Annotated in this window: 16 protein-coding genes and 1 pseudogene; 8 read left to right on the top strand and 9 right to left on the bottom strand. The window is 39.4% G+C overall.

The features are described 5' to 3' along the window. Positions 1 to 136: 136 nt before the first annotated feature. Entirely contained in the window at positions 137 to 1,690 is a 1,554-nt protein-coding gene (locus tag ACM0OS_RS16905) for a cation:proton antiporter (RefSeq protein WP_414544358.1), read from the top strand. Positions 1,691 to 1,738: 48 nt separating this feature from the next. Here the strand turns inward: ACM0OS_RS16905 and ACM0OS_RS16900 are convergent. Both ACM0OS_RS16900 and ACM0OS_RS16895 read right to left on the bottom strand, forming a co-directional pair. Continuing rightward, positions 1,739 to 1,873, bottom strand: a pseudogene (locus ACM0OS_RS16900) (RNA-guided endonuclease TnpB family protein); the annotation flags it as partial. Positions 1,874 to 1,902: 29 nt separating this feature from the next. After that, on the bottom strand, positions 1,903 to 2,580 hold the full coding sequence (locus ACM0OS_RS16895; RefSeq protein ID WP_414544357.1) for a potassium channel family protein: 678 nt from the start codon (positions 2,578 to 2,580) through the stop codon (positions 1,903 to 1,905). A gap of 252 nt (positions 2,581 to 2,832) precedes the next feature. Here ACM0OS_RS16895 and ACM0OS_RS16890 point away from each other — a divergent pair, with 252 nt between their 5' ends. Next, on the top strand, positions 2,833 to 3,048 hold the full coding sequence (locus tag ACM0OS_RS16890; protein ID WP_414544356.1) for a hypothetical protein: 216 nt from the start codon (positions 2,833 to 2,835) through the stop codon (positions 3,046 to 3,048). 182 nt (positions 3,049 to 3,230) lie between these two features. Here the strand turns inward: ACM0OS_RS16890 and ACM0OS_RS16885 are convergent, their stop codons facing one another. Together ACM0OS_RS16885 and psaK are read right to left on the bottom strand one after the other, a co-directional pair. After that, positions 3,231 to 3,464 carry a Nif11-like leader peptide family natural product precursor gene (locus ACM0OS_RS16885; protein WP_414544355.1) on the bottom strand — a complete coding sequence of 78 codons (234 nt, stop codon included), beginning with the start codon at positions 3,462 to 3,464 and terminating at the stop codon, positions 3,231 to 3,233. 442 nt (positions 3,465 to 3,906) lie between these two features. Then, entirely contained in the window at positions 3,907 to 4,167 is a 261-nt protein-coding gene (gene psaK / locus ACM0OS_RS16880; protein WP_414544354.1) for a photosystem I reaction center subunit PsaK, read from the bottom strand. Between the two features lie 272 nt (positions 4,168 to 4,439). Here psaK and ACM0OS_RS16875 point away from each other — a divergent pair, with 272 nt between their 5' ends. Further along, the gene (locus ACM0OS_RS16875; RefSeq protein WP_414544353.1) at positions 4,440 to 4,880 is read left to right on the top strand and encodes a SufE family protein; all 441 of its coding nucleotides are present in this window, start codon (positions 4,440 to 4,442) and stop codon (positions 4,878 to 4,880) included. A gap of 204 nt (positions 4,881 to 5,084) precedes the next feature. After that, positions 5,085 to 5,993 (top strand): alpha/beta fold hydrolase, encoded by a 909-nt coding sequence (locus ACM0OS_RS16870; RefSeq protein ID WP_414544352.1) that lies wholly within the window; start codon positions 5,085 to 5,087, stop codon positions 5,991 to 5,993. A 56-nt stretch (positions 5,994 to 6,049) separates the two neighbouring features. On the opposite strand, the gene ACM0OS_RS16865 is transcribed toward ACM0OS_RS16870, so the two are convergent. Continuing rightward, positions 6,050 to 6,955, bottom strand: coding sequence for an all3515 family Zur-repressed PEP-CTERM protein (locus ACM0OS_RS16865; RefSeq protein ID WP_414544351.1), 906 nt, complete (start codon positions 6,953 to 6,955; stop codon positions 6,050 to 6,052). Between the two features lie 275 nt (positions 6,956 to 7,230). Here ACM0OS_RS16865 and ACM0OS_RS16860 point away from each other — a divergent pair, with 275 nt between their 5' ends. The 4 genes from ACM0OS_RS16860 to ACM0OS_RS16845 all read left to right on the top strand — a co-directional run bounded on the left by ACM0OS_RS16860 (position 7,231) and on the right by ACM0OS_RS16845 (position 11,184). Continuing rightward, positions 7,231 to 8,202, top strand: a complete 972-nt coding sequence (locus ACM0OS_RS16860) for a CobW family GTP-binding protein (protein ID WP_414544350.1) — start codon at positions 7,231 to 7,233, stop codon at positions 8,200 to 8,202. A gap of 148 nt (positions 8,203 to 8,350) precedes the next feature. Then, on the top strand, positions 8,351 to 9,412 hold the full coding sequence (locus ACM0OS_RS16855; protein ID WP_414544349.1) for a WD40 repeat domain-containing protein: 1,062 nt from the start codon (positions 8,351 to 8,353) through the stop codon (positions 9,410 to 9,412). A gap of 108 nt (positions 9,413 to 9,520) precedes the next feature. Further along, on the top strand, positions 9,521 to 9,793 hold the full coding sequence (locus tag ACM0OS_RS16850) for a hypothetical protein (protein ID WP_414544348.1): 273 nt from the start codon (positions 9,521 to 9,523) through the stop codon (positions 9,791 to 9,793). 395 nt (positions 9,794 to 10,188) lie between these two features. Next, positions 10,189 to 11,184, top strand: coding sequence for a metal ABC transporter solute-binding protein, Zn/Mn family (locus ACM0OS_RS16845; protein WP_414544347.1), 996 nt, complete (start codon positions 10,189 to 10,191; stop codon positions 11,182 to 11,184). 272 nt (positions 11,185 to 11,456) lie between these two features. On the opposite strand, the gene rfbA is transcribed toward ACM0OS_RS16845, so the two are convergent. The 4 genes from rfbA to ACM0OS_RS16825 form a co-directional block, all read right to left on the bottom strand. Continuing rightward, complete coding sequence (rfbA, locus tag ACM0OS_RS16840; RefSeq protein ID WP_414544346.1) at positions 11,457 to 12,329, bottom strand: glucose-1-phosphate thymidylyltransferase RfbA; 873 nt, start codon at positions 12,327 to 12,329, stop codon at positions 11,457 to 11,459. Between the two features lie 36 nt (positions 12,330 to 12,365). Next, the gene (rfbB, locus tag ACM0OS_RS16835) at positions 12,366 to 13,433 is read right to left on the bottom strand and encodes a dTDP-glucose 4,6-dehydratase (RefSeq protein ID WP_414544345.1); all 1,068 of its coding nucleotides are present in this window, start codon (positions 13,431 to 13,433) and stop codon (positions 12,366 to 12,368) included. A 72-nt stretch (positions 13,434 to 13,505) separates the two neighbouring features. Then, positions 13,506 to 14,387, bottom strand: a complete 882-nt coding sequence (locus ACM0OS_RS16830; RefSeq protein WP_414544344.1) for an SMP-30/gluconolactonase/LRE family protein — start codon at positions 14,385 to 14,387, stop codon at positions 13,506 to 13,508. Positions 14,388 to 14,533: 146 nt separating this feature from the next. Continuing rightward, positions 14,534 to 14,959, bottom strand: coding sequence for a helix-turn-helix domain-containing protein (locus tag ACM0OS_RS16825; RefSeq protein WP_414544343.1), 426 nt, complete (start codon positions 14,957 to 14,959; stop codon positions 14,534 to 14,536). Positions 14,960 to 15,071: the final 112 nt, after the last annotated feature.

Here is a 15,071-nt window from a genome sequence, read left to right as displayed (position 1 = left end):
AAAATATATATATCTTACCACTAGATATTATCATCTTCAATACTTTTGGTAAATAAAATTCGAGGAAAAGATTTAACCTGACAGACAATTTCAGATAAAATTTAGCAGCAACCTCAAATAAATTACCAAAATCTCAGTGGATGTTACCGAATTAGTCAAGGTTTCAATTATTCTCCTGTTAGTGGCTACAGCCGTAGCGCTTCTATCCCGCAGGCTGAAAGTGCCTTATGTCGCGGGTTTAGTGGTGGCGGGATTAGCAATTACTGAATTGCTCCCACGCCGTATTGGTTTGAATGGTTCTTTAATTTTGAATTTGTTTTTACCAATTTTGGTATTTGAGGCTGCTATTAACACTGATATCAGTCGTCTCCGCAGCACAGTTAAACCCATCGCTTTATTATCGGGACCAGGAGTAATAATTTCTTCTGGAGTAACAGCATTATTATTGAAATGGGTACTAGACTTCGATTGGATACAGGCACTTTTAGCTGGGGTAATTTTGGCAATTACTGATACTGTTTCCGTGATTGCTGTGTTTAAAGAAGTGCCAGTTCCTTCTCGACTTTCTACCATTGTTGAAGGAGAAAGTTTATTTAATGATGGTGTGGCGCTGGTTTTATTTAGCCTGATTTTACAATTTAATGCGGCTGGTTCACTAACCATTCTAGATGGCTTTCAAGAATTTTTTGTGGTGATTGCGGGCGGTACTTTGTTAGGGCTAATTATTGGCTATTTAAGTACAGGTTTATTTATTCGAGCAGATGAGCCACTCAGTAGTATTTTACTCACAATGGCAGTAGCTCTTGGTGCTTTCCAAGCTGGGCAATTGCTGAGTGTATCTGGTGTAGTCGCAGTAGTTGTGGCTGGGTTAATTGTGGGGACTAAAGGGCTTTCGGGGAATGTATCGGCTTCTACTCGCCTAACATTATTAACTTTTTGGGAATCTCTCGGTTTTGGTGTTAACAGCCTGATTTTTTTATTGATTGGTTTAGAAGTCAACCTCACCACACTCTGGAATACTTTGCCAGCGGTAATACTAGCAATTTTTGCTTACCAAATGGGACGAATGGTTTCTGTTTATCCACTATTAGCAATGGTAGGTTTATTTGACCGTTCCATACCGTGGCGTTGGCAACACGTGTTATTTCTCGGCAATATTAAAGGTTCGCTGTCGATGGTGTTGGCATTAACTTTACCCATAGAAATTGTAGGGCGAGGAACAATAATTTCGATAGTTTTTGGCACAGTTTTGCTGTCTTTATTGGGGCAAGGTGTAAGTTTACCGTGGTTAGTAAAACGTTTGAATTTATCTCAATTCTCAAAATCTCGTCAGCAGATAGAAGAAATGCAAGCTCAATTAATCACAGGTAAAGCAGCACAAGATGAATTAGATAGCTTATTGAAATCTGGAGTATTACCAAAAGCCATCTATGAAGAAATGCGTTCGGCTTATCAAGTAAGAATAGCTGGTGCCGAAAAAACACTACGAGATTTTCATAATCGTCGCCCTGAGGAGTTTGGTAATAAAAGAAGTGATAGTAGTAAACTTGATGCCATTCGTCGCCGTTTACTGTTAGCAGAAAAAGGTGCGCTGAACGAGGCTATGCGAAAGCGCATTCTTTCAGAAGAAATTGCTCGGAGACGCATTAAAACTATAGATGAACAATTACTACAACTAGATGATGATTAAGCCTCTTGAATCACTATTTATTGCTAAAGGGCATTTTGATTTTCACTAACCTTTCTTCTTTTTGTAAATGCGTTTTTGAGAATGTTTGATAGCTTGTTCAGCTTTCCTCAAAAACTTTGGATTGGGTTGTTGATATCCATTAAAATCGCTGTAAAAACTTTTAACTCCAACATCAAGACCTAATAAGTAATCATCCGAACTTGATACTAAAGTTACTGGCACCCTTCAATAAAATCAATAACTTGGTGTAAAAACCCCGGTTTAGTGGCAATCAAAACTGTAGAATTAGGCTCGACAATAGTACTGCCGTTAGGAATAATTAAATCGGTATGGGGATGGGATTGATAACCAATAATTAAAGAACCGCTGGGAAAGCTGGGATTTTGCGCGATTTCAGCCAGACTCCGACCAACAACATAACAATTGTCGGGAATAGCCATTTTTAGCACCTCAATCTGCCCTTGTTCAAAATGCATCATTGATTCTACCTGGGGATACTCAATGGCATTCACCATTGTGGAAACGGCTAATTCCACAGTACTGATGATATGACTGGCTCCCGATAGACGCAGAGGCTCAGTAAAATCACGGTGACGCATTCGGGACAAAATATGAGAAACACCGTAGTGTTTGGCAAGAGTTACCATTGCTAAGTTCAAAGCATCACTTCTGAGGACAGCTGCTAGAGCATCTGCTTTGCGAATCCCTGCTTCTAATAAGGTTTCTGTACTGACGGCGCTACCCTCGAAAGCCATCACTCCTACTTGTTCACGGGCATAGTGGCAAGCTGTAGGATTGTTGTCAATCATGGCAACAGTATGGCCAAGTTCTACAAGTTTTTGCGCCAAACTTATTCCTAATAAGCCGGCTCCACCTATTAACACGTACATAATTTATTTATTTGAATAAACTTACTTAATATTCACACATTGAAAAAGGGGCCAGAGGCTAGAACACAGAAGTAGCGGTATCTTGATTACTTTTTCCCCCTGTTTCTGCGGTCAAGACAAGTAGATGTATCTTTGGGTGGTTAAGTCAAGATTATGAAATATTTATTAATATAAGAATAGTTCAGTGTCAGGAGTCCAAACCAGTTTTGACTAATCAAGCATCAGAACTGTTCACCGATGGGGCAAAGGATTATGAAAGACCAGCAATCATCAGACTCAAAGGAATTTGTCAGCAATCTCAAGAATGGAATTTGGCTGTTTGGCCTTTCATCTTGGCTATTTGGCATCACTGACCGCAGTATTGCTTCCTTTGCGGATGGCTATCTATCGGCTTTGGATTTGACGCAATTATTTACAGCAGCGACATTTTTTATCGCATGGTTATTTTTGAAGCCAACACGGGCTTAAGTAATTGACAATATTGGCGACTTTTAGATGGGGAATCCCTCTATGTTTCTGGTTTAGTAAACTTTCAATAAATATGAGCTGATACCCATTTCATAAACATCAAAGCAGAGAATCACGCAAGGCAAAATTTTAACTCTACCGTTGCTTGATTCTCTACATTAAAAATGAAAGTAGCTTAGAAATTATCTAGGATAAATGTGGCGTCTATTCCCCCACCCTGGATTGACAATAGCTGCCAAATCTTCATCCGATAGTTTACTGATTTCATCTTCCAGTTCTTCTACTGTAAAGTCATAGCCGCATTCTTTGGCAATCTCGATGAAGGCTTCTGCATTATTTGTGGCTTTGAGTCTGGCTTTTAATGCTTGATCTTCTTTAACAGCCTGCAAAAGTTGAGCAGTTTTTTGCTGTGCCATAATATTCTATTTCCTGTTTTAAATATTAAATTGAAAAATAGAGCCAATGCAATTAAAAGTAGCAATGAGTTTAAGAAAATTTAGAATTTACATTGCTCTATTCTTAAATCATCGCACTATTGTTATTGATTTGTCTTATACCATTAGAAAGAAAAATGAGGAAAAAATAGCATCACAATTGCCATATTTTCTCTATCTTTCTCATCTGAGTTGAGAATCAGGTAGATTGACAATATTTAATAAAGTTTAATATTGTTCATTTTTATTTAGACTTCCTGTACTGACCCCAGTTAGTTCCGCCAGGATTTTTTGCGCTGGTATAGCTATATATAAAAAAGCTAAAGAAGTGAATCTCTAGCTTATAAAACTCAAACCAAAAATTACTAATTGGAAATACCTAAAATCCTTATGGAATGGGAATTATAAATTCCGTGCAGCCATACTAGATTCTACCGAGGTTATGCAACCCTAAAATAATACCTGCACCTAAGATATGACCAAAGGCTGTAGTTGCTAGTACCGCGGGTAAACCAAAACCACCAAAGAAATTAGCTGAAGGTAATGCTGGCTCGGAACTGGGGTATTTCATGGTGAATTTGCCAAAAGTAATGGCAATGATGTTAGCCAAAATCATGATTACACCTACAGTGGGACTCCAATTCAAGGGTGCAGTTGCAGCAGCGATTAAGGTCGAAGGTAACACCTGATTTTGCTCCTGAAAATTTTTAATGGTTGAAAGTATAATCTGAATATTTCCGAACTAAATTCAAGAAAAATCTCCATTTTGCATCAATATTTAACAGTTATTCTCAATCCTTAATATAAAAATGGTGTGGTTAGTATCAAGGAAGTCAATATCTGTCGGCTATATTAATCAATGTTATGGCTAGCCTATAGATCCACTCATGACAGACGCGATCGCTCTCAAGATAATCTACACTCAAAGTGAGACCGATTGTATTTGCAGCTTCTGTTATGTCCTCAATTATAGATTCTTTGCCACCTGCTCTCGCTAAAATCGTCCAGCGCTTTCAACGTGCTAGTGAACCGAAGCGACGCTATGAACAACTAATCTGGTATGCTCAGAAGCTCAAGGATTTCCCAGAAACTGGCAAATTACCAGAAAACAAAGTTCCTGGCTGTGTATCTCAGGTTTATATCACCGCAGCCCTGGATGACGGTAAGGTTGTATATCAGGGTGATTCTGATTCTCAGTTGACCAAAGGGTTGGTAGGACTTTTGGTTGAGGGGTTAAATGGACTCACTCCCAGCGAAATTGTGCAACTAACTCCAGATTTTATTCAAGAAACTGGTTTGAATGTCAGCCTCACGCCTTCCCGCGCCAATGGCTTTTACAACATTTTTAAAACCATGCAAAAAAAAGCACTTGAATGTAAGTTAGATTTGCCTAGCTAAAAAAGGTGTGGTGACAAAGTGCCTAAATTAAGAGTTGCTAAATATAAGTGATTACGCAAAATTAAATAGGGTTTGCGATTGCTTCGTTCCTCGTAATAACAAGGGTTTGAAGTTTTCAAAATGTATAAATATTTTGGCACTACTACTTAACAGCACTTTTCATCAAGATAAAGTACATCACTCTAACCCCTAACCCCTAGTCCAATGACAACTAACTTAGTATCATCCCCTGATTCTGTAGGATTTGGTGGCGTAGTTAAAGAATATACCTGGAGTTGGGAAAACCAACCCCTACGCGTTATTTATGAAACCATTGGTACAGGTTCACCCATTTTGCTGTTACCAGCCTTTAGCAGTGTTTCCACCCGTGCAGAGATGGGAGAACTTGCCAAGTTACTAGCTTCCCACTTTCAAGTTACAGCAGTAGACTGGCCGGGATTTGGACAATCTTCTCGTCCTAGTTTAAATTACCGACCGGAAATATATCAGCAATTTCTGGAAGATTTTGTCACAACTGTTTTTCCTACTCCCATTACTGTAGTAGCGGCTGGTCATGCTTCTAGTTACGTCTTGCAACTAGCTGTAAAGCAACCTGATATTCTTTCGCGGATTGCTTTGTTAGCACCCACTTGGCGCGGCCCTTTGCCAACAATGGGGGCAAATCCCCAAATAGCAGATATGGTGAAAGGATTAGTGCGATCGCCTATAGTAGGTCAAGCACTTTATAAACTCAACACGACTCCATCATTTTTAAGTTGGATGTATCGCCGTCATGTTTTTACCGATGACGCTAAACTTACACCTAGTTTCATCGAGAAGAAATGGCAAACAACGCAAAAACCAGGTGCTAGGTTTGCATCTGCGGCTTTTGTAACTGGTAATCTCGATGCTATACGTGAGCAATCTGATTTTCTGGCACTGGTGCAATCTTTGTCTGTACCGCTGATGGTAGTCATTGGCGAATCTAGTCCACCAAAATCACGCGCAGAAATGGACACAGTAGCAGCCTTACCTAAAGTGCAAAGCGTTGTGATTCCAGGTTCCCTGGGATTACATGAAGAATACCCAGATGTTGTATTTACAGTCATCCAGGATTTCTTGTTATCTTCTTGATAATCTCGCGCCCAAAAGTAATTGTGAAAATTACCTCTAGATGCGAGAATACAAGATTAGTTAAAGCTGCTACTAAAACGTTTCTTGAGTCGAGAAATAGATAAACCTAAAAGAGCAACCAAGCTAAAACCGATTGTGGTCGAGGGTTCAGATACTTTGGCTACTTGAAAATCAAAGCTAAATGTCCCAGATTCCTGAAAATTAGAGCTTAAATCTACGAGTTGGAAAGTTGCAGCGTAATTTCCCACCGGTGCAGTAGCATCAGTCCAAAAAGTCGGAGTGAATGCAAAATTATCACCACTGCCAATTGTGTGAATATCACCAACATTATTGACGATATTCGGGTTGATGGCGTCGCCAATATTCAATCCAGGGCTAATTGATGCTAATTTTAGACCAATGGTTGCACCAGTTAGTGAAGCATTCCAGCGACCATCAGAACTATTAAATAAAACCTGCGCGTCTGGATCGGGAGAATCTTGCAGCGATGCTAAAGGTTCTATCTTCAAATCGCTATATGGCTCATGGGTATCAGTACTAACTAAGCGACCAGAGTAAATACCTGTACCCGGTAATAATTTTAGCGGAGGGATTCCTGTATAAGACTCTGGTATGCGGTTATTGGTACTGGTTGATTCAATGGTTGGGTTTTCTGCATCCCCAAAGTAGCTATAAGCACCAATGCCATGAAAATGATCTCCGTGGTTATAGAGAAAGGTCAAACGATTGTAGTTGGGGTTATCTAATCCACTGTATATCCCTCTGTTGAGAACCTGTAAAGCATCTACACCGATGAAATATTCAGTCTCATGTGTGTGATCATCATGAGCTTGTGCTGGCGAGAAAGCGGTAGATACAACCAAAGGTGTTGCCACCAAAAAGCTGACTGCTAGAGATGCAGTTGCTTTTGTGATTGGAGTTCCTGGCTTTTTTGAGCAGCTAATATTATTGGAAACTGCCATGCTTCTCCATACAGTATAATTTTTATTTATGATAACGATTATCATTATTTTTGAGGTGTTGTCAATTAAGGAATTGTTAAAAAATCCTGTGATTCTTGGCTAAAGGTGGTTAATATTTATTACTTATTACAGATGCAGCGAAATCAAAGTGTCTTTTGCTAAACCTGGGAGATAATTTTTCAAACCTAATTACAGCTAATTCGCCACAAAAATATAAAAAGATTTATTATGGGTGGTAATGATTATCTAAATTGTGAGAAAAAGGCATATAGGCTATGTTGACTGAAGAATTAAATAATACAGTGCCTGTTACGGTTTTGACTGGCTATCTAGGTGCAGGTAAAACAACTCTGCTTAATCACATTCTCACCTATGAACATGGCAAAAAAGTAGCTGTAATTGTTAATGAATTTGGGGAAGTAGGCATTGATAATCAACTAGTTATTGATGCAGACGAAGAAATTTTTGAAATGAATAACGGCTGTATTTGCTGTACAGTCCGGGGCGACTTAATTCGCATTGTTGGTAACTTAATGAAGCGGCGTGATAAGTTCGACCATTTAGTAATTGAAACCACTGGTTTAGCAGACCCGGCACCAGTAATTCAAACCTTCTTTGTAGATGAAGATATGCAAAGCCTACTGTCTTTAGATGCAGTAGTAACTGTTGTTGATGCCAAACATATTTGGCAGCATTGGGATGCAGATGAAGCTCAAGAACAAATTGCCTTTGCTGATGTGATTCTTTTAAATAAAACTGATTTGGTAACACCAGAACAGTTGAATGAATTAGAACAGAAGATTCGGGCGATGAACGCTATGGCTAAAATCTACCGTACCCAAAACTCCCAACTAGATATGGATGCTTTGTTGGGTGTAAAAGCCTTTGATTTAGAACGCGCTTTAGAAATTGATCCGAATTTCTTAGGTGAAGAAGCCCATGAACATGATGCAACAGTTTATTCTGTAGCTTTAGTAGAAGCAGGCGAACTAGATGGGCAAAAATTAAACGCGTGGCTATCTGAGTTATTGCGTACCCAAGGGCCAGATATCTTCCGCATGAAAGGCATTTTAAATATTGCTGGAGAAGATAATCGATTTGTCTTCCAAGGTGTACACATGATATTAGATGGTAGACCCGATCGCCCTTGGAAACCCAACGAAACCCGAAAAAACGAACTAGTATTCATCGGTCGCAATCTCGATGAAGCCCAATTGAAGCAGGATTTTCTGGCTTGTTTTGTGTGATTTAGCGGCTAGAGGCTAGATAGAAGCTAGGGGCTAGAGAGGAAGAAGCAGAAAAAACAGTTGGGTCTAGTATTGCAATCTTTCTTCCTCATCCCCCCACTCCCTACTCCCTACTCCCTACTCCCCACTCCCCACTCCCTATTTACCCATGAATCCCATAACCACTAAATCTAAAGAATTTACCGAACACTATTGCGGGACACTATCAGATTATGTAACTGCGATCGCCTGGTCGCCTGATGGTAAAACTCTAGCAGCGACTTCTGCGGCTGGGGAAGTTGTACTTTGGAATGATGGCGAACTTGTAACTTTACAAACTGGTAATAGTACATCAGTAGACTGTGTGGCCTTTTCTCCAGATGGCAAGTTTTTAGCCGTGGGTGGACAAGATGGACAAGTAAAAATTTGGCAGAATACTGAATTAATTGCCACATTAGAAAATGCTCCCGCCTGGGTAGATAAGCTAGCTTGGAGTCAAGCCAATAACCAACTCGCTTTTAGTTTGGGGCGTTACGTCCAAGTGTGGAATGCTGATACTCGTGAAGTTGTGGTTACCCTCAATTTTGATAACTCATCAGTGTTGGGTATTGATTGGCGCAGAGATGGCCAATACCTAGCTATTGGTGGCTATAAAGGGGTGAAGATTTGGGATAGCCAAAACTGGGATCAAGAACCATATCTTTTAGATATGCAGAGTGTCAGTGTCGCTATGGCTTGGTCACCCGATGGCAAATTCCTGGCTTCTGGCAATATGGATCGCAGTGTGGCTGTGTTGGAATGGAATAACACTGATCCTTGGGTGATGCGTGGTTTTCCAGGTAAAATCCGCAATTTAGCATGGTCAGAAGCGAAAACTCAACTAGGTGCGCCGATTTTGGCAACTTCCAGCGTTGAAGGGATTGTGGTGTGGGAAAAACTAGAAGACGAGAGTTTGGGTTGGGAAGCCAGAGTATTAACTAATCATGTGGATATTATCACTGCGATCGCCTTTGCACCCAACAGCTTCCTTCTCGCTTCCGCCGCTAGTGATGGCTGGCTATGTTTATGGAACAAAGCCAAACAAGTTTCCCAAGTTCTCACAGGCGTTTCCGCCGGTTATTCTAGCCTAGCTTGGCATCCCCAAGGTAAATTCCTCGCCGCAGGTGGCGACAAAGGTGAATTACTTATTTGGTCTAAAGTCACAAAAGGTCAAGGATTTGGGCGGAGTTAATCCCACTCACCATTGTCGGGAACCGCTACAAGTATACACAGTCATTAAGTTGAAGGTAGTCAATAAATTGGCTATGCTGTATCAGAAATAGTTATTTATTTGTGAATTATGAACATAGCCAAAATGATTTTACTTGCCTGTCCTGTATTTCTTGCTTCCATACTACTGTTAGCAAATCCAGCATATGCATCTAGCTTGAAATCTCCATCTCCTACACAAATGATTTCGGTAGCATCTACCCAAACAATTGACGAATTTACAGCGCTACACGTAACCAAAACATCCAATCTTATCATGGATCAACTTGGTTGCAACTGTGCTACTTGTGTTCAGGCTAAATTCCAAATGCTACAAGGAAATCTGCCATCTGTAGGCTTTTAATATACTTCAAAGTATGAATATTTTCAGGACACAGCATAACTGTGTCCTTTGTTATATATATCAGTTTGTAGTGAGTTAGCGCGGTCTACAGCCCTTCTCCTAAAGGAGACGCTACGCGAACGGGCATCCTTCTCCCAAGGGGAGACGCCAAAGGCGAACGGCGGGGGGTTTCCCCCATGAGCGACTAACGTACAGCCTGCGGCATCGGTCGGCATCACCCGTAGGGTGAGGATTTTAGTCCTCAAAATAAGCTATATAAACATAGCCTTTTTTTGCAAATTAGCAAGGTACCGCTACAATTGCCTTAGATTCATTCCTATGAGCAATAAACCCCATAATCACCACATTCATCACCTGAAAATGATAACTTTTTTTATATATCCAATTAGGAGTTGATGATGCCAAAAAAATCACCAGCAAATAGTTTTTTACGTACCACATCAATCATCTTAGCAATTGGATTTATAGGTTGTGGAAATCAGGCAGCAAGCACTTCATTCACTCAAACCACCACAATAGTAGACGAGAATCTTCCTCGCGTCGTAGCAACTACTAGCGTACTTTGTGACTTAACCAGACAAGTTGCCGAAAATACAATTAACCTTGATTGTTTAGTTCCTGCGGGTACAGACCCCTACATTTATCAACCAAGACCCGATGACCGTCAAGTTATAGAACAAGCTAATCTAATTCTCTACAGTGGCTACAATTTAGAACCAGAGTTGACGAAAATAATTCAAGAAACTCAAACTTCTGCACCTAAAATAGCCGTAGCGCAACTCGCGGTTCCTCAACCTCAACAATTTCAGACATCTGGACAAAAATTAACTAACCCTTATATTTGGCATGATGCCAAGAATACCATCAGAATGGTGGAGGTTATTAGCAACAACTTAGAGAAATTAGAACCAGACAGTGCCGCAATTTATAGTAATAACGCCAAAGAAATCAACAATCAACTTACCCAACTAGATAGCTGGATTAAGTCAAGAATTGCTACTATTCCGTCTAATCAACGCAAATTAGTCACAACCAGTAATGTCCTGGGTTATTACGCCACAGCCTACGAAATTCCCTTGGCGGGAGGGTTAAACCTTATCAATGGTGAGGAAAAACCAACAGACGCCAGCGTCAACAATTGGGTTAAAGGTATTCAGCAAGCCCAAGTACCAACAATTTTTGCAGAGACAACAATTAATCCCCAATTGATTCAACCTGCGGCTACAGAGGCAAATGTCAGAGTTTCCGGTAGAAAACTATATACCCATGACCTGGGAGAACTAGGAAGTGAGGCAGATACCTATCAGAAAATGATGCGTGCTAATACACGCACAATTGTAGAAGGATTGGGAGGAACTTACTTGATGTTTGCGCCCACAGTTCCTCAGTAACTTCACCCTAATAGCATCTTCAGATTAGGGATTAAATGATTAAATAATATCCAAAACTTGTAGGTTGGGTAGAACGAAGTGAAACCCAACATCATTGGTAGCTGCACTTAACTACGTCAAATACAGTATTTATAGCCTTGTCAAGTGACTACAATACTTAATATTTTCATAAATAAAACCGGATTATAGCTGTTTTCCTCTCAACCCAAACTACGAATATTATAAGTATTTATGACGCTGTGTTCTCTGCATTCCTGTAGTTAGTTATTAGATTAAACTGAAGACTCCAAAACAGTCATTAAATAATGACCATAGCTACTTTTAGCCATAGGTTCAATTAACTGACAAAGTTGGTTAGCGTCAATATATCCTTGGTTATAAGCTATTTCTTCAATACAAGCTATTTTCAATCCTTGGCGTTCTTCCAAAGTTTGGATAAAATTACTAGCTTGGTGCAAAGATTCATGAGTACCAGCATCTAGCCAAGCGTATCCTCGTCCTAAAAGTTCTACTTGTAATTGACCTTGATTTAAATATGCTAAATTTACATCAGTAATTTCTAGTTCATGACGAACAGACGGTTTCAGATTAGCCGCAATATTCACCACTTGGGAATCATAAAAATAGATGCCAGGGATAACATATTTGGATTTAGGACTAAGAGGTTTTTCTTCTATGCCTATAATTTTTTCATCTGCATCAAATTCAATCACACCATATGCTCTAGGGTCTTTTACCTGATAACCAAATACTAATCCACCTGTTGTTAATTGTGCTGCTCTAACCAACACTTCTATCAAGCCATTACCATAGAAAATATTGTCACCCAATATTAAACAAATTGGCTCATTAGCAATGAAATTTTTACCTAAAATAAAAGCATGAGCTACACCTTCTGGTTGCGGTTGTTCAACATAACTTAACTGCAAACCCCATTGACAACCATCTCTTAAAAGACGTTGTAATAACGGTAAATCTTGAGGCGTAGAAATAATTAAAATTTCCCGAATCCCTGCCAGCATCAATACTGACAGAGGATAATAAATCATCGGCTTATCGTAAATAGGCATAAGTTGTTTACTAACAACATTAGTTATGGGGTAAAGCCTTGTCCCAAAACCGCCAGCCAAAATAATGCCCTTCATAAAAATAAGCTTGTAGTGAGGATTTTAGTCCTCAAATCATATTCTATTATCATAATTTTCTTGTAACCAGTTATTATAACTTCCCGAACGCACTTGATTCACCCAAGCCGAATTATCTAAATACCACTGAACCGTCTTCAATAAACCACTATCAAAAATTTCCCGCGGTTGCCAACCTAATTCATGACTGATTTTACTACAATCAATTGCATATCGTCGGTCATGCCCAGGACGGTCTTTTACAAAAGTAATCAAAGAAGAATAACAAAAATCTGATTTAGGCGCTAATTCATCTAGAATTGCACAAATTTTCTCTACAACTTGTAAATTAGTTTGTTCATTTAATCCCCCAATATTATAAGTTTCACCCACTTTTCCCTGTTGAATAAGTAGGTAGATAGCCTCACAGTGGTCGATTACATACAGCCAATCACGGATATTTTGCCCATCCCCATATATAGGTAAAGACTTACCATCTATAGCATTGAGAATAATTAAAGGAATGAGTTTCTCCGGAAATTGGCGAGGCCCATAATTATTAGAACAATTGATAGTTATAGTCGGTAATCCATAAGTATGATAATAGGCTCTGACAAAATGATCAGAAGAAGCCTTCGAAGCCGCATAAGGACTATTAGGAGCATAGGGTGTATCTTCTTGAAAAGCTGGATCTTGGGGATTAAGTGAGCCGTAAACTTCATCTGTAGAAAGGTGCAAAAAGCGAAATTTCTGCTGTTTATCCGATGATAACTTTTGCCAGTATAGCCGACTGGCTTCTAGTAGTTGAAATGTGCCAACCACATTAGTTTTAATAAACTCTTGGGGGTTCAAAATAGAACGATCAACATGACTTTCAGCCGCAAAATTAATAATTGCTTCTGGCTGATATTGTTCTAATAAATAACTAACTAACTCAAAGTTATTAATATCTCCTTGCACAAAATGATAATTTTTATCACCTTGTAATTCTGTTAAATTCTCTAAATTACTAGCATAAGTAAGTTTATCTAAATTAATTATCTTAGCCCATGCAAGTTTCCGAGACAGCAGGACAAAATTAGCCCCAATAAATCCTGCCCCTCCAGTAACCATGACTGTTTGCATATTTTTCCAGACTCTGCACTAATTATTTGGATAATTATTTTGTCGCACAGAATCTTCTAAAAAAGGTAGTAATTAACCCAGAAAATCGTATGTGGGTAATCCAGCCACTTCAGCCCTAAAGGCAAACAAATCGCCAGAATAGTAGATTTTATCAATTTCTTCTTGCTGGAGTCCCACAGAAGCAGTCGTAATATAAAGTGTACGTAAATCCTCCCCGCCAAAGTTGCAGCTAGTAACCAAAGGGACGGGCATTTTTAAACGCCATATCTCCTCACCCGTTGGACTAAAGCGAATCACACACCCTCCATCCCACATAGCTGACCAGATGTATCCTTCGCTATCTATGGTCAACCCATCGGGATAGAACGATTCATGAGTTAAATTAACTACAGCCCGCCGATTAGCAATATTACCTGTCTCTAAGTCAAAATCGTAGGCGTATATTGTTTGTTGAGGAGAATCCGTTAAATAAAAGGTTTTTTGATCAGGACTCCATCCCAAACCGTTAGAAATGGTCAATCCTGTTTCCATAGTATGCAAAGAACCATCAGGATCATAGCGGTAAAGACTGGCTTGAGCTTTTTCTGAGGACATGGAACCAAACCAAAAGCGCCCTTGAGAATCACATTTACCGTCATTAAAACGGTTATCGGCTAAATCAGCTTCAATCTCGACAATAGGTGTTACTTCACCGGTTTGAGTGTTGAGGAACACCAATTGATGACGCAGCGCCATAATAAATCGATTGTCTCCTGCTTTGGCGATCGCACCTACAACATCTCCCACATCAAAAAACTCATCTTTCCCTGTAGCTGGATGGAATTGATGCACTCGATGGTTATAAATATCAACCCAGTAAAGTAAATTTTGAGTAGAATCCCAGATGGGGCCTTCTCCTAAACGCGCCCGCGCTGCTAAAACGTTTTGGGGTGAATCTGGTAATACTTCAGTCATTTCATTAACCTGTAAATCAAAAAAATACCGTATCCTGAAAAATGGCACGGATATTGTAGAGTAAAAAATAAACTAAATAAAATAAAATACGTCTCCCCTAGGTATCAAAAACTATTTCACCTCCAAAAATACCAGATTTTTCGGCTCTATATCTCTGACTTTCTCTCTGTATTCACATCTGAGTAACTGGACTCTATCGATAGCCGCTTGACTGCTCCTAATCGTTTTTTTTTCCGAGTTAGATTTAATTTTTGCAATTCTCTACACATCATACTAGTACTTACTAATTGCCCCTGAGTTAGGAGCCAATATTCACAATATTCAGAAAGAGTTGCATCGGGATATTTTTCTACCAATGCCACAAGTTGCGTCGTCGATTCTGCTAGTACTGCTTTTTTTCTTGTCCCTTGCTTACCAGGATTAACATGTCCTTGCTCTTGATACTGTTTCAACATTTTTTGCACAAAAGCTTTACCAACACCAAAGTTTACAGCTAACTTTCTAACTGAAATATTTCCTGAATGATAAGCATTGACTACTTTTTCTCTGAGATCGACGGAATATGGTTTCATAATAATAATTCATCTATTTTACATTATTGTACTTCACGTTACTGGAAAGTGCTGTATCCCTCTTCTGTCACTTTCCGAGATAAGCAAGTAGTTCAGGAGCTAAATCATCCAG

The sequence above is a fragment of the Nostoc sp. CCY0012 genome, from assembly GCF_963920855.1.
Lineage (GTDB): Bacteria > Cyanobacteriota > Cyanobacteriia > Cyanobacteriales > Nostocaceae > Cyanocohniella.
Note: the sequence above shows the minus strand (reverse complement) of the source record. Positions and strands in the feature narration are given on the sequence as shown.